22 protein-coding genes are annotated in these 18,930 nt (G+C 66.3%); 9 read left to right on the top strand and 13 right to left on the bottom strand.

Features of this window, described 5'->3' with window-relative positions; all coding sequences use genetic code 11:
* The 6 genes from QZZ29_RS09590 to QZZ29_RS09615 all read right to left on the bottom strand — a co-directional run.
* A partial coding sequence (locus QZZ29_RS09590; protein WP_291382828.1) for a hypothetical protein occupies positions 1 to 758 on the bottom strand: 758 nt, incomplete at its 3' end.
* 96 nt (positions 759 to 854) lie between these two features.
* Entirely contained in the window at positions 855 to 2,009 is a 1,155-nt protein-coding gene (locus QZZ29_RS09595) for a cytochrome P450 (RefSeq protein ID WP_291382829.1), read from the bottom strand.
* 95 nt (positions 2,010 to 2,104) lie between these two features.
* Positions 2,105 to 2,464 (bottom strand): ferredoxin, encoded by a 360-nt coding sequence (gene fdxA, locus QZZ29_RS09600; protein WP_291382830.1) that lies wholly within the window; start codon positions 2,462 to 2,464, stop codon positions 2,105 to 2,107.
* A 109-nt stretch (positions 2,465 to 2,573) separates the two neighbouring features.
* Positions 2,574 to 3,299 (bottom strand): helix-turn-helix domain-containing protein, encoded by a 726-nt coding sequence (locus QZZ29_RS09605; RefSeq protein ID WP_291382831.1) that lies wholly within the window; start codon positions 3,297 to 3,299, stop codon positions 2,574 to 2,576.
* Positions 3,296 to 3,640 (bottom strand): DUF488 family protein, encoded by a 345-nt coding sequence (locus QZZ29_RS09610; protein ID WP_291382832.1) that lies wholly within the window; start codon positions 3,638 to 3,640, stop codon positions 3,296 to 3,298. The genes QZZ29_RS09605 and QZZ29_RS09610 overlap by 4 nt, the downstream gene beginning before the upstream one ends.
* Before the next feature lie 148 nt (positions 3,641 to 3,788).
* Positions 3,789 to 4,340: a flavin reductase gene (locus tag QZZ29_RS09615; RefSeq protein ID WP_291382833.1), complete on the bottom strand. Its 552-nt coding sequence runs from the start codon at positions 4,338 to 4,340 to the stop codon at positions 3,789 to 3,791.
* 240 nt (positions 4,341 to 4,580) lie between these two features.
* Between QZZ29_RS09615 and QZZ29_RS09620 the strand changes: the two genes are divergently transcribed.
* The 3 genes from QZZ29_RS09620 to lepB all read left to right on the top strand — a co-directional run bounded on the left by QZZ29_RS09620 (position 4,581) and on the right by lepB (position 6,676).
* Positions 4,581 to 5,405 (top strand): nitronate monooxygenase, encoded by an 825-nt coding sequence (locus QZZ29_RS09620; protein WP_291382834.1) that lies wholly within the window; start codon positions 4,581 to 4,583, stop codon positions 5,403 to 5,405.
* Between the two features lie 175 nt (positions 5,406 to 5,580).
* Positions 5,581 to 6,210 carry a DUF6448 family protein gene (locus QZZ29_RS09625; RefSeq protein ID WP_291382835.1) on the top strand — a complete coding sequence of 210 codons (630 nt, stop codon included), beginning with the start codon at positions 5,581 to 5,583 and terminating at the stop codon, positions 6,208 to 6,210.
* Positions 6,211 to 6,250: 40 nt separating this feature from the next.
* A complete protein-coding gene (lepB, locus tag QZZ29_RS09630; protein ID WP_291382836.1) occupies positions 6,251 to 6,676 on the top strand; it encodes a signal peptidase I in 426 nt (141 codons plus the stop codon).
* Here lepB and QZZ29_RS09635 read toward each other — a convergent pair.
* Positions 6,633 to 7,310 carry a Crp/Fnr family transcriptional regulator gene (locus QZZ29_RS09635; protein WP_291382837.1) on the bottom strand — a complete coding sequence of 226 codons (678 nt, stop codon included), beginning with the start codon at positions 7,308 to 7,310 and terminating at the stop codon, positions 6,633 to 6,635. The genes lepB and QZZ29_RS09635 overlap by 44 nt on opposite strands.
* A gap of 178 nt (positions 7,311 to 7,488) precedes the next feature.
* Between QZZ29_RS09635 and QZZ29_RS09640 the strand changes: the two genes are divergently transcribed.
* Together QZZ29_RS09640 and QZZ29_RS09645 are read left to right on the top strand one after the other, a co-directional pair.
* Positions 7,489 to 8,889 carry a nitrate/nitrite transporter gene (locus QZZ29_RS09640; protein ID WP_291382838.1) on the top strand — a complete coding sequence of 467 codons (1,401 nt, stop codon included), beginning with the start codon at positions 7,489 to 7,491 and terminating at the stop codon, positions 8,887 to 8,889.
* Positions 8,886 to 10,253: an MFS transporter gene (locus tag QZZ29_RS09645; RefSeq protein WP_291382839.1), complete on the top strand. Its 1,368-nt coding sequence runs from the start codon at positions 8,886 to 8,888 to the stop codon at positions 10,251 to 10,253. The genes QZZ29_RS09640 and QZZ29_RS09645 overlap by 4 nt, the downstream gene beginning before the upstream one ends.
* A gap of 44 nt (positions 10,254 to 10,297) precedes the next feature.
* On the opposite strand, the gene QZZ29_RS09650 is transcribed toward QZZ29_RS09645, so the two are convergent.
* Genes QZZ29_RS09650 through QZZ29_RS09675 form a run of 6 tightly spaced genes read right to left on the bottom strand, consistent with a single transcriptional unit; the run spans position 10,298 to position 15,049 of the window.
* Complete coding sequence (locus QZZ29_RS09650) at positions 10,298 to 11,023, bottom strand: ATP-binding cassette domain-containing protein (RefSeq protein WP_291382840.1); 726 nt, start codon at positions 11,021 to 11,023, stop codon at positions 10,298 to 10,300.
* On the bottom strand, positions 11,020 to 11,679 hold the full coding sequence (gene modB, locus QZZ29_RS09655) for a molybdate ABC transporter permease subunit (RefSeq protein WP_291382841.1): 660 nt from the start codon (positions 11,677 to 11,679) through the stop codon (positions 11,020 to 11,022). Before modB ends, QZZ29_RS09650 begins: the two co-directional genes overlap by 4 nt.
* A gap of 4 nt (positions 11,680 to 11,683) precedes the next feature.
* Positions 11,684 to 12,475, bottom strand: coding sequence for a molybdate ABC transporter substrate-binding protein (gene modA, locus QZZ29_RS09660; RefSeq protein ID WP_291382842.1), 792 nt, complete (start codon positions 12,473 to 12,475; stop codon positions 11,684 to 11,686).
* The gene (locus QZZ29_RS09665) at positions 12,472 to 12,876 is read right to left on the bottom strand and encodes a TOBE domain-containing protein (protein WP_291382843.1); all 405 of its coding nucleotides are present in this window, start codon (positions 12,874 to 12,876) and stop codon (positions 12,472 to 12,474) included. The genes modA and QZZ29_RS09665 overlap by 4 nt, the downstream gene beginning before the upstream one ends.
* Positions 12,877 to 12,915: 39 nt before the next feature.
* Positions 12,916 to 14,472 (bottom strand): helicase HerA-like domain-containing protein, encoded by a 1,557-nt coding sequence (locus QZZ29_RS09670; RefSeq protein ID WP_291382849.1) that lies wholly within the window; start codon positions 14,470 to 14,472, stop codon positions 12,916 to 12,918.
* A 52-nt stretch (positions 14,473 to 14,524) separates the two neighbouring features.
* Complete coding sequence (locus QZZ29_RS09675) at positions 14,525 to 15,049, bottom strand: PH domain-containing protein (protein ID WP_291382844.1); 525 nt, start codon at positions 15,047 to 15,049, stop codon at positions 14,525 to 14,527.
* 101 nt (positions 15,050 to 15,150) lie between these two features.
* Here QZZ29_RS09675 and QZZ29_RS09680 point away from each other — a divergent pair, with 101 nt between their 5' ends.
* The 4 genes from QZZ29_RS09680 to QZZ29_RS09695 form a co-directional block, all read left to right on the top strand.
* Complete coding sequence (locus tag QZZ29_RS09680; RefSeq protein ID WP_291382845.1) at positions 15,151 to 16,734, top strand: circularly permuted type 2 ATP-grasp protein; 1,584 nt, start codon at positions 15,151 to 15,153, stop codon at positions 16,732 to 16,734.
* Positions 16,728 to 17,651, top strand: coding sequence for an alpha-E domain-containing protein (locus QZZ29_RS09685; RefSeq protein ID WP_291382846.1), 924 nt, complete (start codon positions 16,728 to 16,730; stop codon positions 17,649 to 17,651). Before QZZ29_RS09680 ends, QZZ29_RS09685 begins: the two co-directional genes overlap by 7 nt.
* The gene (locus tag QZZ29_RS09690; protein ID WP_291382847.1) at positions 17,648 to 18,484 is read left to right on the top strand and encodes a transglutaminase family protein; all 837 of its coding nucleotides are present in this window, start codon (positions 17,648 to 17,650) and stop codon (positions 18,482 to 18,484) included. Before QZZ29_RS09685 ends, QZZ29_RS09690 begins: the two co-directional genes overlap by 4 nt.
* A 30-nt stretch (positions 18,485 to 18,514) precedes the next feature.
* On the top strand, positions 18,515 to 18,930 hold a 416-nt coding region (locus QZZ29_RS09695), incomplete at its 3' end, for a class I tRNA ligase family protein (protein ID WP_291382848.1).

Below are 18,930 nucleotides of genomic sequence, written 5' to 3' on the forward strand. Positions count from 1 at the left end.
CGCCGGAGAGGGGGACGGAGGTGATCGCCGTACGCCTGCGGGTCGATCGTGCGTGCAGGCGTCTGGTCTGGCCGGCTGAGTCGCGCGCGGCACAGGGCGGGCATGACCCACACGTCCATCGCCTCGACCCCGACCTCTTGGCCAGACGCACTGAGGACGGTCGAGAGCAGTTCGGTGTGGATGGCGCAAATGATGGGGTGCTCCTCCACGAGTTCCGCAAAGGGGCATGCGCCGATGGTGATCGAGTCCCTCAGGGGCGACGCCTCGGCGGAGAAGCCGACGGAATGGAGGGACTCGACGGCGTGGTCGACGGCCTGGTCGGCGGTGGTCGCGATCGGCTGCGGCTCAAGGGACTGCGCCCATCGTTCGGCGGTCCGGCGCGCGAGCTCCGGAGCGTTGGCGACTTCCAGTGACTCGCTCAGCACTCGGGAGAGTTCGTCGTAGGGGGCGCGCGCGTCCGCAGACGCCTTGAAGGCAAGCGGCGGGCGCCCCCTCCCGTGTGGCCTTCCCTGGATGCGCTCGACGCGCCCGCCGGCCACTAAGACGTCGAGGTGGGCTCGCACCGTGTTGGGGTGAAGGCCCACGATCGCAGCCAGTTCGTCAATGGTGAACTCGCTCGTGCTGGACTCGAGCTTGGCGAGAATGTGGGCGCGGGACCCGGTCCCCTTGCCAGGCATGCCCGGTGGTTGCTCGCCATCAACACGCGCCGCGATCGCGAGAAGCGCGTCGCTCACTGCTTGTTCGGTCCCGGTGGTCATAGCGCTTTTCTACCACACTGAGCCGTCCCTCCGCATTAAACACGGAAGAAAATCGTCAATGTGGAGAAAGCGGCGTGGGGGGTCGCGCGGGAGCTGTCAGCGCAGGACGAGCGGGAGTGTGGCGAATCCGCCGCCGGGATAGTGCGCGCGGGTGGGCGCGGTGGCGCTCGGATACGAGATGTCGGTGGTGCGCGCGAGGAACTCCTCAACAAACACGCGCAACTCCAGTCGAGCCAAGGGCGCGCCCGGACACGCGTGGAGGCCTCTGCCGTATACAAGGTTGTCTTCCGGCTTGCGGTCAAGCCGGAACTCGTCGGGGTCACCGAAGACCGACTCATCGCGGTTGGCAGAAGCCCAGAGCACCGTGACGCGTTCGCCCGCGTCGATGACCTGTCCACCGACGTCGACTTGACGCGTTGTCACGCGACGGTTGGCGATGAGCGGTGCGTTCATGCGCAGGATCTCGTCATTCGCCGCGCCAATCAAGGTGGGATCGTCGCGAAGCAACTGCTGGGTCGTGGGGTGGACCGCGAGGTGGTGGGCGAGGATGCCGACGCTCGCCGAGATCGTGCTCAGTTCGCCGACGGTCCAGTTGCGGAGGAGGCTCACCAGTTCCTCGTCTGTCATGGGGCGATCCCAGACGCGCTCGCTAAGTAGCAGAGTCGTGAGGTCTTGCGGTGCCGCGTCACCCGCCTGGCGGCGAACGCTCAGCAGATCCCTGATGAAGCCGTCGAACTCGACGGCGATGGCGGCCATGGCGGGCCGATCCTGCGCGAGCGTGGCTACGCGGTTCTTGGCAGTCCAGCGCCGCAGCGGTTCCTCGAGGTCCGCGGGCCAGCCGAGGAACGCATTCTGCACGCGCGGCGCGAAGATCTCGGCGACCGCGGGCATGAGGTCCGTCGCCACGCCCCGCGGCGCGTCGTCGACGATGTCGGCGCAGATGGCGCGGCAGCGTGGTTCGAAGTCGTTCATCAGAGCTGGAGTGAAGTACTTGTCGTTGATGCGACGGAACTCGGTGTGCTCGGGTGCATCCATTCCGTTGGGTACCGTGAGCCGATCCGTGACCGCGTTGCTGAACGTCTGAGGATCGTCGAGCACGCGCACGACGTCGTCATGCCGCAGCACCGACCAGTCGAGGAAGTCGCTGTGTGCGACGGGGCAACGCCCACGTAACTCGTCGTATGCGGCGATCTGGTCGTCGAGGACTTCGCGGGCCCTGGGGTCCCATTCGGTCGAGGGTGTTCCAGTCACGAAGGATCCTTCGTTATCGAGGGCCCGATGCGTATCGAGGCCAAGGTAACGTGCTACCTGAGAGCGGTGCACGGAGTGTGCCCCGGGGTTCGTTTCTACTCCGTATGGACGTGTCCGGGAATTGTTGCATGACCGCTGACCAACTCCGTGTCCGAGCCGATCGCCCCGAGTTGCGTGGCGCTCCCTGGTGATCCCACGGGTGCGTCGCGGCCCGGGAGTGGCCGCGAGAAGAACGACGCGTTGTCGGCCAGATAGGGGGCAAGCGCGGCGGGTAGGTCGTCCTCGTAGTAGATGGCGTCGACGGGGCACACGGGCTCGCACGCTCCGCAATCGACGCACTCGTCGGGATTGATGTACAGGCTTCGTTCGCCTTCATAAATGCAATCGACGGGGCATTCATCGACGCAGGCGCGGTCCTTGATGTCGATGCAGGGCGCGCCGATCACGTACGTCATTCGAGTCTCCTTGGCCATGGTTCACCCGCGTGAGGGGCCGTCGCGCTGTCGCGCACGGCGACGTCACGGTTAAAAACCATAATACTTGTAAATATTGAAGGGGACTCTCTCAGGCCGCGGCGGCGCTTCGCACGCGGGCAATGCACAGGTGCGGGGTGACGAGGGGATCGAGGGACTCGGCGACGGCCACGCCCCCGAGTTCGGCAAGCGCGCCCTGCAGCATGCCAAGGTGGAGGCCGCACACCACGTCGGGGTAGACGGTTGCGACTTCCCTGAATGGGCAGTGCCGCAGCATGAGGGCGACCTCGGTGCCATGTGTCTGCACCTCCGGTTGGAACCCCACCTCGTCGAACACCTGCTTGAGCGTGTCGACGGCATCGTCCATGGAAAGTGCGCCCCGATCCGAGGCGTGCTCGACGATCGTCCGACCCCACGAGCGGCCCACCGTCACGGGCGTCGAGTGACCGTCGCCTGAGGAGGAAGCGACGTGCGCCAGCATGTGTGCGAGGAGGGTGTAGCTTCGCTGCGCCGTCGCCTCGGCCGTAGCCGCATAGAGGATGCGAGGCCTGCCACGGGTTGTTCGTGGCTCGACGGTTCGCGCGACCAACTCGTCCGCGGCCAACGCGTCGAGGTGAAATCGCGCCGTATTGGGATGCAGGTGGGTGAGTGCGGCAACGTCGGCTACCCCCACCGCCTCGGGGGCCCGCTGCACGCATTCGAGGACGGCGCGTCTGCGTGTTCCTAGCCGGGGTGAGGGTGGGTCCGACAGTGACGGGCCATCCGCGCCTGCGTGGTGCCGATCGCCATCCACCGGCCCGGTTTCAGAGCGGTTCATGCCGTGCGCGCCATCACATAGTCCCGCAGCGCCACGGCGCTGTTGTGCACCCGATCTCGGGAGCTGAAGAGTAGCGTCACGGGTTCGGTCTGAATGAGCGGGCGCCAGGCATCGGGGCGCGAGTCCAGTTCACCAAAGTAGCGATCGCGGAACTCCGCCCATTTCTCGGGATCGTGTTCAAACCACCGACGCAGTTCGGTGCTCGGCGCCGCGTCTTTGAGCCAGGCGTCGGTCAGGCGCGAGTCGCGACGCACACCACGCGGCCAGAGCCTCTCCACAAGAAAGACCTGTCCGATGCTCGGCTGCGGGTCGTAGACGCGTACCAAGGCGATCTCGCCCATCGCTTCTCCCTCCGCTCACACAGTTGTCGACGGGGTTGGCGCGGCCGCGAGGCCCAGCGTCGTGGACGGCAGTTCGGCTTTGATACCAAGATCGATGGTAGCAATTCCGCCGCGCAAGCGTCGTCGTGGCGCGTCGTCGCGAGCGAGCTCAACCTTGCTGTGGATCGAGTACGGCAAGCGCGCTACTCGGTCGGTAACCGAGTTCGCGGCCGAGTGCAAAGTAGTGGCGGAACGCGTAGATCAATGGTTGCCAGGTGCGTGGGTTGACGTGATCCGTTCCGTCCACCACGATCCGCGGCGCGGCGTGTACCCGCTCGACGTGGGCCTCGACCATGAAGTAGTCGCCCACGCCCCTAGTCGCTCGCTCTACCGTCGCCTCGAATTGGAGTGCACATTCGGCAACGCGCGGCGGGGCGACCATCTCGGAGGGCTCCGCGCTGAGGCGCGCGAGGGCGAACTTGTCTGCATGGTGGCGGTAGCGCGCGGACTTGCCCGCTGGCACGATCTCCATGCCGGTGACGTCCCCCATGGCCTCGACCGCACTCCAGTGTTCCGGAGAGGGGAAGTTGACGGTCAGTTCCGGGCGCTCCATGAGGTTCGCCGATCCATCGGCATTTTGGGTGCACACGAAGATGACGGGAGTGCCGACGTACAGGACGCCCGGTCTGATCGGCACGTGCCCGTTGGCGGTCGAGTTCACGGCGCCGCCTCCGTGCCAGCGGTCATCATGTGGCGATGCGACCCAGGCCCATGCCGCTTTCGCGCAGATGCCACCAGGGTCGAGTCTTGCAGGGATGTGGCGCGTGCCAGGCGGGAGGATCTCATCATTTGTCGCGTGGATAGCCGGGCAGACGGTGGGAGCAAGGTCCGAGGGTGGGCACGGGGGTGATGGAACCCCGACGCGCATGGTGCCCGACAGCGGGCCGCAGGAAGGAGCATCGTGAACACGAGGCCAGGGCGTCTGGAAAAGCTGCTCGGGATCGATGACGCGATCGTACTCGGGCCGTTCGGAGGTGTCTCCTCCGTGAGTTTGACGGCGGCGATCAGCGAGTGTGGCGGGCTGGGTTCCTATGGGCTATACGGCTACCAGCCGGAGCGCATCGCCCAGACGATCCATGACATCCGCACCGAGACAAGCAGACCATTCGCGGTCAACCTTTGGTTGCCAACCGGTGATGAGGTAACCCCGGGCGATATCGACCTCGCCCCATACACACGTGCGCTCGCGCCGCTGTTCGCGTCTGCCGGGCACAGGGTGTCTTTCCTGCGCGCGCCCGAGGACTCCCTTGTGGGTCTTCTTGCGCTCGTTCCCCAGGCAGTCGACGCGGTGTCGGTGCCGGTGATCGCCGCGGGTGGCATCGCCGACAGGCGTGGTGTGTCCGCAGCGTTTGCGCTCGGTGCCGATGGGGTGCAGGTGGGCACGGCATTCCTCCGCACGCGGCAATCCGGCGCGAGTGACGCCTGCCGACGGGCGATTGGCACTGTGGGTGAGGTGGGAACGGTCCTGACTCGCGCGACGAGTGGACGGCTATCGCGCGGTATTGCCAACGATGCCGTAACGGCGATCGAGGCGGCCGAGACGATCGCGCCGTTCCCAGCTCAGATCTGGCTCACGGGTCAATTCCGCACCGAGGCCGCGCGCGTGGGACGAAGCGACCTGCTGTCGCTGTGGGCGGGACAGTCGGCGCCGCTGACGTCCACGCGCGACGCACACGAGGTCTATCAAGAACTCCGCGCAGGTCTCGGCTCAGCGGCGGGCGCGTAGTCGGCTGCCCTCCGTCGGAATGGGCTTTCTCTTCGACCATCGCGAGGGCAGCACGGCATCCGACCGGGAACCCCGGGGGAGTCTCGCGATCGCGGACTCGGCGGGATGAGCCCTCTCGATGATGTCCGGTTCGGCTTGACCTGCGTCAAGGCGGCGGGGCCGCGATCCTCCTAGCGTGAGATCAACTCAAGAAGAAATGGAGAGTCTCATGTTCATCAACCGCATCATGACCGTGCTCACGGCATTGAAGCCCGCCGAGGTGCAGGCCCACTGCGACACCGCAGACGGACCCGCCGTCGCGTGCGGGCGCAAGGCGTTGGAGACGGGGAATGTCAACTACGCACTGAAGTGGATCCCCGCCGAGGGCGAGGCCGAGTTGCGTGACGTCTTTGGCAAGGCGCTGGAGGTCCGTGGGCTCGGGATCGAGGCCGCCGAGGTGGCTGACCGTCTCTTCCTCGAGACCCTGGTACGCCTGCACCGTGCGAGCGAGGGCGTCGCATTCACCGGCATTCAGCCCGTCGGAGCGCCGGTCGACCCGGTAGTTGCGGCGGCCGACGAGGCCATGGCCCTGAGATCGGACACTCACCTCCTGTCGCTCGTACCGCAAGAGCGCCGCGCCGAACTCGACAGGCGATTCGAAGCCGCGCTCGCGGTGAAGGACTTCGATGTCGACGACGTGGAGGCTGGTCGCCGCTACCTCGCCGCCTACGTCGACTTCTTCAAGTACGCCGAGGGTGAGGATCACGCGCACCACGAGCACGCCGATCACCATACGAATGCGCACGAGCATGCATGCGCGCACTAGGGCAAGCGTGAAGCGCATTGTTCGGGTGGCGGGTCAGTCCATGGCCCCCACTTACCGTGCGGCCGACCTTCTGCTCACGCGGACGGTCGGACGCAATCACGCGTCGTTGCTGCGCGGCATGGTGGTGGTGTTTCGCCGCGACGAGTGGCGCATGCTGAAGCGCGTCGTCGGATTGCCCGGCGACCTCGTCGAGTTCGAGGCAGGTCGCCTGTTCGTCAACGGGGAGGCCCTCGATGGCCGGGCTCGGGTGCGAGGGGCCCTTACCGAGGCATGGCGGGTGCCACGGGAGAGCTACTTCGTGGTGGGGGACAACGCAGACGCCTCGGACGACTCTCGGGTGTGGGACCAGCCCTTTGTGCGGTTCGCGGAGGTCGAGGCGATGGTGACGGGTCGGCTTTGGCGGCGCTGGCGACGAGAAGGCCTCACTCGGCTTGTGCGAGCGCCCGCAGCGCAGCGGGCTGCGTAATGGACACCGAACGACCAGCGCCGATGGCGATGAGGCCACGCCCCGCGAGCCGAGAGAGCGCACGGCTGAGGCTCTCCGGTGTCGTGTCAAGCAACGCGGCCACGTCCTTCTTTGCCAGCGGCAAGGTCACCGTGGCGACCTGATCGTTCCCGGAGGTGGGCAGGCCGAGGAGGTACGTCGCCAGACGGCTCTCGACGTCCCGTGAGGTGAGAGAGTTGAGTCGATTCTCGGTGCGAGCAAGGCGTTCCACTACGGTCGCGAGCATGCGCATGCCGATATCAGGGTACTGACGGATAAGGACCTCGAGGTCGTCGTGGCGAAAAACGCACAACTGACACTCGCCCACCGATACCGCGAAGTCCAGGGGACGCCGCCCTGTGAATACAGATGTCTCGCCCGCGAATTCACCGGGCCCGAGGATGCGGAACAGATGCTCGTTGCCGTCGGCCGCGAGCCTGAAGATCTTGAGGTACCCCGTGTGTACGACCACGAGCTGCGCCACCTCGTCGTCGGCGGAGTACGCGGTTTCACCGTCGGAAAGCCGCCTCGGGCGTGCCAAGCCGGCGACGCGTTGTTGATCGGCTGTCGAAAGCCCGGCGAAGACGGGAACGCGTGCCACGCAGGTATCGGCCATAGGTCAAGCGTAAGCGCACGGGCCGTGCGGTCGGCGTCCCCGTCGGGCCTCGTGGCAAGGCTTTCCGCCGAACATAATCATATGAAGCATTAAACACGGAAGATATTGCGAAATGTGAGCAAATGAGTATGGTGGGGCTCAGAGATGCCACTGCCTCGACACCAAGGGAGGTGCCGCGATGAGTTCGGACGCCGAGTCCACCGAGCGCGGCCGTGGGCGTGTACTTGCCGTGTCCACCGTTGGCTTCACCCTGATGTTTGCCGTGTGGCTGATGTTCGGGGTACTCGGCATCAAGATTCGCGACGAGTTCGGCCTGAACGACGTGCAACTGTCGTGGATCACGGCCGTCGCGGTCCTCAATGGCTCGATCTGGCGTCTACCGGCGGGAATCGCCGCCGACCGGTGGGGCGGCCGCAAGGTCTTCGTCGTGATGCTGGCGTTCACTGCTCTGCCCGCCTACCTCGTCTCTACCGCTTCGTCGTACGCCGTGCTACTCGTCTACGCCTTCCTCGTCGGCTTCGCGGGCAACGCCTTCAGCGCAGGAATCGCCTGGGTGAGCGCGTGGTGGCCGCAGGGCCGCAAGGGCATGGCGCTCGGCGTATTCGGTGCTGGCAATGTGGGCGCCTCTGTGACCAAGTTCATCGGCCCGGCGATGATCGCTGCGGTGCCGGCAGGAGGACTGCTCTTCGGCGTCATTCCCGGCGGGTGGCGCTCCGTGCCTATGGTGTACGCGATCTTGCTCGTCATCATGGCGGCCGTGACCTGGTTTGGTACCCCGCACCACGACCACACCCCAGGTAGGGGGCGATCCTTCAAGGAGCTGCTCGCGCCGCTCAAGCACGCTCGCGCCTGGCGCTTCAGCCTGTACTACGCAGTGGTATTCGGTGCCTACGTGGCGCTCGCGGCCTGGTTGCCCAAGTACTACGTCGACGTGTACGACGTGCCGCTGTCAAAGGCCGCACTACTCACCGCCCTGTTCATCTTCCCCGCTTCGCTACTGCGCCCGGTGGGTGGGTGGATTTCCGACAAGTTCGGCGCCCGCCGCGTCATGTACGCGACGTTTGGCACCATGCTCGTCGCCTCTGGTGTGCTCATGATGCCGTACGGCCACATCGTGGTGCTCGACGGCGAAGGCGCCGCGAGCGAGGTGCTCCCGTGGCACGTCGGAGTGGTGCTCTTCACGGTGCTGGTGTTCGTCATCGGCTGCGCAATGGGCATCGGCAAGGCGGCCGTGTACAAGCACATCCCCGAATACTTCCCGCACGACGTGGGGGCGGTGGGTGGCCTTGTTGGTTCCCTTGGTGCACTCGGCGGGTTCTTCCTGCCGCCGCTGTTCGCCTACACGACCAGTTGGACCGGCCTTCCTCAGTCCACCTTCTTCGTGCTGTTCGCCCTCACCCTGGTTGCCGCCGTATGGATGCACGTCACCGTCGTCAATCTGCTTCACTCGGCAAGCCCTGGACTGACCCACAAGTTTGAGCACGATCAACTCACCACCACCGCCACAGACATCGAGGAGGCTGTGCCCGCTGTCCCTCGGGTCACAGCTTCCACACGATCGGCAGGAGCCCACTCATGACCAACACATCCGACGACACGGCAAGCGCGGCACACCAGGGCGGCGACTGGCTCGACGCGTGGGACCCAGAATCGCCCGATTGGGATCACGGCCTGGCGTGGAAGACGCTGTGGGTCACGACCTTCAGTCTCACGCTGGCGTTCATCGCATGGTTCCTCGTGTCCGCCTTGGCGCCGGTGCTTAACGACATCGGCTTCGACCTCAGCAAGGGCCAGCTCTACTGGCTGACGGCCATGCCTGGCCTCGCGGGAGGCCTGCTGCGCCTCGTATGGACCTTCCTGCCGCCCGTGATCGGCACGCGCAAGCTCGTCACGCTCACCACGTTGCTGCTGCTGATTCCCCTGGTGGGCTGGGCGCTCGCGGTCCAGAACCCCGACACTCCCTACGCCGTGCTGCTGCTCCTCGGCATCTTCGCCGGCATCGGCGGCGGCGCCTTCTCCGGCTTCATGCCGAGCACGTCCTACTTCTTCCCGCGCTCCAAGCAGGGGGTCGCACTCGGGGTCCAGGCTGGCGTGGGCAACTTTGGCGTCAGCATCGTGCAACTCGCGACGCCGTGGATCGTGGGCTTCATGCTCCTGGGAGGTGCGTTCGCCACGGCGATCGGCGCTCCTCAACGCGTGGTCGACGACACCACAGGGGCGAGCAAAGAAGTCTTCTACCAGAATGCCGGATACGCCTGGGTGCCGCTCGTACTCATCGGCGCCATCGCCGCCTGGATCCTGTTGCGATCCGTTCCCGTGAGGGTCACGCGCGTGCGGGATCAATTCGACATCCTCCGCAACAAGCACACCTGGCTGATGACGCTTCTCTACGTCATCACCTTTGGATCCTTCTCTGGCTTTGCGGCCATCTTCGGCCTGCTGATCAAGAACCAGTTCGGCTCTGACGTGTTCGGGGCCGAAGGGATCGACCCGCTCAAGTACGCCTTCCTCGGCGCGTTGGTGGGATCCGCCGCGCGTGTGGCGGCGGGTCCTGTCGCCGACAAGTTCGGAGGCGCACGTGTCACGCTCATCTCCTCCGCGGGAATCGCTGGCGCGTCGATCTTCACCGCCCTGCAACTCAACCCCAGCTCTGCCGACCAGTTCCCGGCCTTCCTGTGGGGAATGCTTGCCATCTTCTTCTTCGCAGGGGTCGGCAACGCGAGCACGTTCAAGCAGATGCCGGTGATCTTTGAGCGCAGGCAGGCCGGTGGGGTCATCGGCTTCACCTCGGCCATCGCGGCTTTCGGTCCGTTCTTCTTTGGCATCGCGCTCGCGAGCTTTCCACCAGTCGCGCTGTTCGTCGGGTGGTCCCTGCTTGCGGTGGTGGGCGCGGTCGTCGCGTGGTGGTTCTACGCGCGATCGGCCGCAGAGAAGCCGTCCTAGGCACCGCGCGGGTGCAGCGTCGGCGGCGTGCGAGGGCCGTGAGGTCAGGTCATGAGGCCGAGCAGCCGGGGCAGCGCTTCTGGAGCGACGCCGACGACGTCGTGGCTGACGGTGGACCGACCGGGCTCGTAGAGCACCACCCTGTCCGCGAGGTGCGCGATGTCGTCGAGGTCGTGAGTGACGATGAGCGCGGTCAGTCCGTGGGCGTCGACCAGGTCGCGGACCAGTTGACGCAGCGACTTGCGAGTAGGCAGATCGAGGGCGCTGAAAGGCTCGTCGAGCAACAGCACCTCCGGGTGGCCCGCCAGCGCCCTTGCGAGCGCGATGCGTTGCTGTTCGCCTCCAGACAACGTCGCGGTCGGTGTATCGGCAAGCTGACCGGCCTGCACCCTGCCCAGCCACTCGCGAGCCTGGTCGCGACGGCCGTTCCTGCTCTGCCCGTGAATCGCGATCGCCACGTTGTCGAGCGGGGTGCGATGAGGCAACAGTGCCGCATCTTGGAACACCATCCCGAGCCGGCGCGCTTGCGTGGGCACGTGTACCCCAGCCGCGGCGTCGGCAACCACGGTGCCGCCGATCGCGATCGAGCCGCGCTGTGGGCGAAGCAAACCGGCGATCGACGCGAGAGTCACGCTCTTGCCAGAGCCGGAGGGGCCGAACAACGCGGTGATTCCCTTGGCCGCATCGAAGGCCGCGGAGACCGTGAACTCGCCGACGCTGGTAGTGCAGTCGACCACGACGCTTCGCCGGGCCAGGGCTGGCGGAGTCATATCCGACGCGCCGAAAGGGTGGTGACGGCGAGGAGGACGACCACGGCGATGCCTGCGAGGATGAGGGCGCCGGTTCCCGCGGCGGCGCCGTCGCCTGCTTGCACAAAGTCGTAGACGGCGATGGGCAGAGTCTGGGTGTGGCCGGGGATGTTGCCCGCGACCATGACGGTGGCTCCGAAGTCGCCGAGCGCGCGCGCGAACCCGAGCGCTACCCCTGCGAGCAGCCCTCGCCGCGCCACGGGGACGGTCACGAGCGTCGCGACCCTCCATTCGCGGTGTCCGGCGACGCGGGCTGCATCCTCGAGCCGGGGGTCTACCTCCTCGATTGCGGCGCGGCCAGTGCGCACCACGAAGGGCAGCGCCGAGATCGACGCTGCGATGACGGCGGCGGTCGGGGTGAACACGAGCGGCGCGCCGAAGAAGCGCTCCCACGCCTGGCCGATGGGGCTGTTCACGCCAAGCGCGGTGAGCAGGTAGTAGCCCAGCACGGTCGGCGGCAACACAATCGGCACCGTCGCGATGGCCTCGAGAAGCCCACGCCCAGGGAAGCGGCCCTTGGCAAGCACGTACGCGAGGCCGATGCCTGCAACCGCAGCGATGAGCGTCGCCGACGTGGCTACCCACAGCGAAAGCCACAGCGGCGACCAGTCGTCCACGATGTCAGCCTTGCTTTCCTGGTGGGCCGCCGGGGAGCACGAACCCGTACCGGGCCATCACCTCGCGACCTGCTGGCGAACCGATCATGTCGGCGAAGGCGGTCGCCGTTTCTCCACGAGGGCCAGTCGACGTGACCACGAGGGCCTGCTCGAGCGGTTCATGAAGGTCCGCAGGGATGACGGTGTAATCGCTCCCGTCAGCGATGGCCAATGACAGTGCCACCATGCCGACGTCGGCGTTGCCCGACTGGGCGATGCGGAACGTGTCAGAGATGTTCTCCCCGTACACAAGCCGGGACTGAACCTGCTCGTAGACTCCTGCCGACTGCAACGCCTGCTGCGCGGCAAGTCCATACGGCGCGTGCTCAGGGTTCGCGATCGCCACCCGCCGGTATTGATGGGCCGTCAGGTCTTCGATAGAGCGGGGCAGCGCGACGCCCGCCGGGGCCCACAACACGATTCTCCCGAACGCGTAGTCCGCCTTGGTCGCTGCGACGCCTCGACCGGCCTCGATCACGTCGTCCACGAACTCGACGTTTGCCGATGCGAACAGATCAAAGGGCGCGCCGCCCAGGATTTGCTCGCGAAGCTGCCCCGATGACCCGAACGAGAAGGTGACCCTTGTTCCGGTCTCGGCCTCAAAGGCTTCGCCGAGCTCCTCGAATACCGGGCGCAGATCACTCGCCGCCGCCACCGTGATCTCACCCACCGTGGGCGGGGAGGCATCCGCTGTCCCACCGCACGCCGACAGCACGAGCGCCGCGGCGCACGCGAGCAGGGCCACGCGCGCGGTCATCTGGCCGCGGGTGGGGTCGTTTCGACGATCACGGTGGTCGCCTTCACGACGGCCGTGGCCACCGATCCCACCTCAAGCCCGAGTTCCCGCACCGCCTCTGAGCTCATGAGGGACACCACCCGAAACGGACCGCACTGCATGTCGACTTGGGCCATGACAGTGTCTGCCGTGATCGCGGTCACGAGCCCCACGAAGCGATTTCGTGCAGACCTCAAGACGGTCGAGTGGTCGTCGGGCGCCTGCGACAGACTCGCGTACGCCGCGAGGTCTTGCCCTGACACCGTCATGCGCCCGGCGTCGTCCGTGGCCGTCGCGATCGCTTGTGACTTGATCCACCGGCGAAGAGTGTCGTCACTCACGCCCACGAGCGCCGCCGCCTCCGATACCCGCAAGTGCGTCATGAATGACACATTACCGCCGCAGATGCGGCAGTGCTGCATCTACCGTTTGAGGACCCCCAAGAGGGATCGCATGATCTGGCGTCCCACCTCGCGCCCCGCCTGACGCGCGAAGGTCTTGACCGGCTGAGATGTGACGACCTGCTCCACCACGGACTTGTCGCGCCTTGACGACCGGGACTTGGGAGCGTCGGCCTTCTTCTCGGCCTGTTCGGCGGCCTCCTGGACCGCCTCAGACCGCGCTGCGGCCTTCGCGGCCAGTTTCTCGTAGGCGCTCTCGCGGTCGAGCACCTCGCCATACGCCGCCGCCTGCGGGCTCGCCTTGACGATGCCGTCTATCACGCCTTCTGGCGCGGGGTCCATGGAGCCGCGCGGCGCGCACAGCCTGGTCCACGCGACAGGCGTGGGCGCGCCCTTGTCGCTCAGCACCGTCACCGCCGCCTCGCCGATCCCCATCGTGGTGAGCACCTCTTCGAGGTCGTAAGGGGAGTGAGGGAACGTCCGCGCGGTCGCCTTCATGGCCGCAGCGTCGTCCGGGGTGAAGGCGCGCAAAGCGTGCTGCACGCGCGAACCCAACTGGCCCAGCACGTCGGCCGGGACGTCCCTGGGCGTCTGGGTTACAAAGAACACGCCGACGCCCTTGGAGCGAATCAGGCGCACGGTCTGGGTGACCTGGGTGAGGAAGTCCTTGGACGCGTCCGTGAACAGCAGGTGCGCCTCGTCAAAGAAGAACACCAGGCGAGGCTTGTCGGGGTCTCCCACCTCGGGAAGGTCGGCAAAGAGGTCGGCCAACAGCCACATGATGAACGTGGAGAACAGGTGGGGGCGGTCCTGGAGGTCGGGGAGCTCGAGGCACGAGATGATGCCGCGTCCGTCGGGGGCCGTCTTGAGCAGGTCCATCGTGTTGAAGGCGGGCTCACCAAAGAAGTCGTCGGCGCCTTGCGCCTGGAGGTTGGCGATCTCGCGCAGCAGCACGCCCGCTGTCGACGACGAGACGCCGCCGATGTCCTTCAGTTCCGGCTTGCCCTCGTCCGAGCCCAGGAACTGGATCACGGCGCGCAAATCCTTGAGGTCGAGCAACGCCAGCCCGTTCGTGTCGGCCCAATGGAAGATCAGCCCCATCGCCGACTCCTGCACGTCGGTGAGGCCCAACACCTTGGACATCAGCAGTGGGCCGAAGTCCGTCACGGTGGTGCGCAGCGGCACCCCCTTGCCGATGCCGCCCAACGCGTAGAACTCCAGCGGGTATGCCTTCGGTGCCCACTCCTGGCCGATGTCGGCGGCGCGCTTGTCGATGAAGTCCTTCTGTTCGCCCTCGAGGGCCATGCCGGACAGGTCGCCCTTGATGTCCGTCACGAACACGGGCACCCCCGCATCCGACAGGGACTCCGCGAACACTTGCAGGGTGCGCGTCTTGCCGGTTCCAGTCGCCCCGGCGATGAGCCCGTGGCGGTTCATCATCTTGAGGGGCAGCCGCACCTGTGCCGTCTCGGTCGCCTCCTCGCCTTGCACGAGCGCGCCGATGGCGATCGCCTCGCCCTCGAAGGCGTAGCCGTCGGCCACGTGGGCGGCGTACTCGGGGGAGTCGGGGTCGGTCATCGGATCTGCGCCAGCCATATCCGTACCTTAGCCACGGACACTCTCGCCGGTGTTAGGCGCGGGAGCGGTCGTCGTCTCCGTCGAGAAGGTCGTTGAGCTCGTCGTAGAGCATCGAGTGCACTTGCTCCACGCGCGGGATGTCGTCGAACTCGAGTGGCTCATCCGAGGCGGACTCGACAATCAGCGTGCCGGTGCGGAAGATGCGGTCGATCAACTCGTGACGGAACTGCACCGAGTTGATGCGCGCGATGGGGATGTCGATGCCCGTCTTGGTGAACACGCCCGTGCGGAAGATGAGCCTGCGGTTGGTGATCGCGAAGTGGGTGGTGGCCCATCGCACGAGGGGAGCGACCGTCCACCACGAGAAGGCCACCAGCCAGGCGACCCCCAGCACAATCGCCAGGATCGTCGCCCACGGTGAGTCGATGTCGGAGCCGCGCAGCAACACCAAGAGCGTCACGGCGGCCCCCGTGACCACGATGCCCACCAGGATGGGCCCAATGATCGTCTTCCAGTGCTTGCGGCGATGCAGCAGCAGTTCCTCTTCTGGCGCGAGTCCATCCTCAATGATTCCCATGAGGCAGAAACTAGCAGTGTGCGGGCAGGGGCGGAAGGGACGTCGGGGCCCGATGACGCGATGGAAACGCCGTTGATACATGCCGCAGATACCCTGAGGACATGGCCGCCGACGCTTCGACACCCTGGACCGGGTACTCGCCCGCCGCCGCGTGGGACGAGGCCGTCGACGTCAAGGGTGTGGTGAGGGACCCCTACGCGAAGGTCTATGCCGAGATTGAGAAGATGTCGGGGGAGGACCTCCAGGCGCGGGCAGAATCGCTCGCCAACACCTATCTTGCGCAGGGGGTAACCTTCGACCATGCGGGCGAGGAGCGGCCGTTCCCGCTCGACATCGTTCCCCGCGTGGTGGGGGCGGATGAGTGGGAGATCATCTCGCCCGGCGTCGCCCAGCGGGTGCGCACACTCGAGGCGTTCCTGGCCGACGTGTACGGTTCGCAGCGGTGCGTCACGGACGGCATCGTCCCGCGCCGGCTCATCACCACATCGCAGTACTTCCACCGCGTCGTCGGCGCCGTGGACCCCGCGAACGGAGTCCGCGTCCACGTCTCCGGAATTGACCTGGTGCGCGACGAACACGGCATCTGGCGGGTGCTTGAGGACAACGTGCGGGTGCCCTCCGGCGTGAGCTACGTGTTGTCCAACCGCCGCGCGATGAGCCAGATGTTCCCGGACCTGTTCGGCGCCATGGGCGTGCGCCCGGTACTCGAGTACAGCCAGCGGTTGCGATCCGCGCTCGCGAAGGCAGCGCCCGAGGGCGTCGAGGATCCGTCGATCGTGGTGCTGTCGCCCGGCGTGTTCAACTCCGCCTACTACGAGCACTCACTGCTGGCGCGCACCATGGGCGTCGAGCTGGTGGAGGGCCGCGACCTCGAGACTCACGCCGGCCGCGTCTACATGCGGACGACGGCGGGCAGGCGCCGGGTGGACGTCATCTATCGCCGCGTGGACGACGAGTTCCTGGACCCGGTGGTGTTCCGCCCCGACTCGGCCTTGGGTGCTCCCGGGATCATTCACGCGGCCCGGCTGGGCAACGTCACGATCGCCAACGCGGTCGGCAATGGTGTGGCCGATGACAAGCTCATCTACACGTACATGCCCGAGCTCACCCGGTACTACTTGGGCGAGGACCCGATCTTGCCCAACGTCGACACGTGGCGGCTCGAGGAGCGCCAGGCGCTGGCGGAGGTCATGGACCGGTTGGGCGAGTTGGTGGTCAAGCCCGTTGACGGCGCGGGCGGCAAGGGAGTGCTGATTGGTCCAGCCGCAAGCCAGAGCGAACTGGAGACGGCACGCAAGCAGATTCTCGAGGACCCGCGCGGGTGGATCGCGCAACCGGTGGTGCAACTGTCCACCGTGCCGACTCTCACCGCTGAGGGACTCGAGCCGCGTCACGTCGACCTCAGACCCTTCGCCATCAATGACGGAGACGATGTGTGGGTGCTGCCGGGCGGGCTGACGCGCGTGGCGTTGCAAAGGGGGCAGTTGATCGTGAACTCGTCTCAAGGTGGCGGATCGAAGGACACCTGGGTACTCGGTGGCGTGCGCCACCGAGGTTCCGTCCCGACGCCCGAGTCGCGCGTCGAATTCTCCGGGGTGGCCCCGGTGCCGCAATCCGCCCACCCCGACGATTACGTCCACGGCCAGCAGCAGATGCAGCAGCAACAGCAGGGATTGCCATGCTGAGCCGGATCGCGGAGTCGCTGTTCTGGATCGGGCGCTATGTGGAGCGGGCGGACAACACCGCCCGCCTGCTGGACGTGCACCTCAACGTGTTGCTCGAGGACCCGTGGGTGGACGAACCCACCGCCAACGCGTCGCTGCTTGCGGTGATGCACGTCCCGGTCGAGGGCACCGCGACCCGCGAGACCGTCCTTCAGTCGCTCGCGACGGACCCGCAACGGTCCTCCTCCATCACGGGCACCCTGGGAGCCGCACGCGACAACGCCCGTCGTGCTCGAGAGGTGATCTCGACCGAGGTGTGGGAGTCCCTCAACACGACGTATATGCAGTTGGGCGCGCGCTCGCGCACCCCGCGCCCCCACGATTTCTTTCTCTGGGTACGCGAGCGGGCGGCGGTGGTGTGGGGTCTGCACAGCGCGACCACGTCGCGTGACGATGCCTGGAACTTCATGGAACTGGGTCGGTCGCTGGAGCGAGCGGACATGATTGCGCGCCTGTTGATGACCAAGGCGCTCGCAGGCACCACCGGCCCCAACTGGACAACCCTGTTGCGGACGTGCTCCGCGCACGAGGCGTACTTGCGCACCGTGAGGGCCCTGGTGACGGAGGAGCGCGCCGCCGAGTTCCTGCTGATCGACCGGATGTTCCCGCGCTCGATTGCCTACAACCTCGACAAGGCGGAGACCACTCTCACCCTGATTGAACCCGGACTGTCGCGCCATTCGCAGACCGACCAGGCGCGGCTGGCTCTCGGCAGGGCCCGCACCAACCTCGAATACGAGGCGATCGACGAGATCCTGGCGGACCTTCCCGCACAGATGCGCCACGTGCAGCAGGCGTGCGCGATGGCCTCCGACATCATCAGGGATCGGTTCTTCCTGCCGTCGTCGTCCGTGCTGTGGAGTCAGGAGGCGGTGTGACGATCCTCAAGGTGGTGCACAACACCACGTTCAACTATGCGACGCCGATCGCGAGCTCTTACAACGAGGCGCGCCTGACGCCCGCGTGGCTGCCGCGCCAGCGCGTGCTCGAGTCGAAACTTGAGATCCATCCCTTGTCCTGGAAGTCGTCGTACAAGGATTACTGGGAGACCGATGTGGTGGTCTTTGAGATCACCGAGCCGCACACGTCCCTGTCCGTGACCGCCACGTCCCAGGTCGAGGTACTTCCCGTCACCCACAAGGTGGAACGCGTGGGGTGGGACGCGCTCCAGGGTCCGATGTTCCAGGACCTGCTGTCCGAGTACCTTGCCGTGTCGAATGCGACCGAGCCCAACGAGGATCTCACCCAGTTTGCGCGCGAGGCCAAGGCCAAGGGCGGGCCCGACGAAGCCGCTCGCGCCATCTGTGACCATCTCAATGCCGAAATGAAGTATGTGCCCGGCTCGACCAATGTGCACAGCCTCGCCCGGGAGGCCTGGGACGCGAAGTCGGGCGTCTGCCAGGACTTTGCTCACCTCGCCATCGGTGCCTTGAGAAGCATCGGCATTCCCGCGCGTTACGTGTCGGGCTACCTCCATCCGAATCCGGAGGCCGAGGTGGGTCAGACGGTGCGCGGCGAGAGCCACGCGTGGGTCGAATGGTGGACCGGGGACTGGTTTGGATTCGACCCAACCAACGACCGGGAGGCTGGTGATCACCACGTGATCGTGGCCCGCGCACGGGAGTATCGGGACGTCGCACCGCTGACCGGGGTGTTCGGCGGGTCCGCCAGCAGCCTGGATGTGTCCGTCAAGGTGACCTTGCTCGCGTAAGGGGTCGCGTACGGTCGCTAGAATCCTCGGGTGACTTCCCCCGAGACTTCCCTGGACGACGCGCGCTACGACTTCCACACGATCGAGCAACGGTGGCAGCCGGTGTGGGCACAGAAGCAGCCGTTCAGGTCTTCCGACGCCGACGACGAGCGACCCACCAAGTACGTGCTGGACATGTTCCCGTACCCCTCCGGCGACCTGCACATGGGTCACGCCGAGGCGTATGCCCTGGGAGACGTGATCGCACGCTACTGGATGCTCAAGGGCTTCAACGTGCTGCACCCCATCGGCTGGGATTCCTTTGGCCTGCCGGCCGAGAACGCGGCGATCAAGCGTGGTGTGGACCCGGCGGGATGGACCGAGGACAACATCGCCCAGCAGCGCTCGTCCATGGAGCGCTACGCGTGCTCCTTCGACTGGGACCGCGTGCTGATGACGCACCGCCC

Origin of the sequence: Demequina sp. (assembly GCF_016278765.1) — a bacterium.
GTDB lineage: Bacteria > Actinomycetota > Actinomycetes > Actinomycetales > Demequinaceae > Demequina.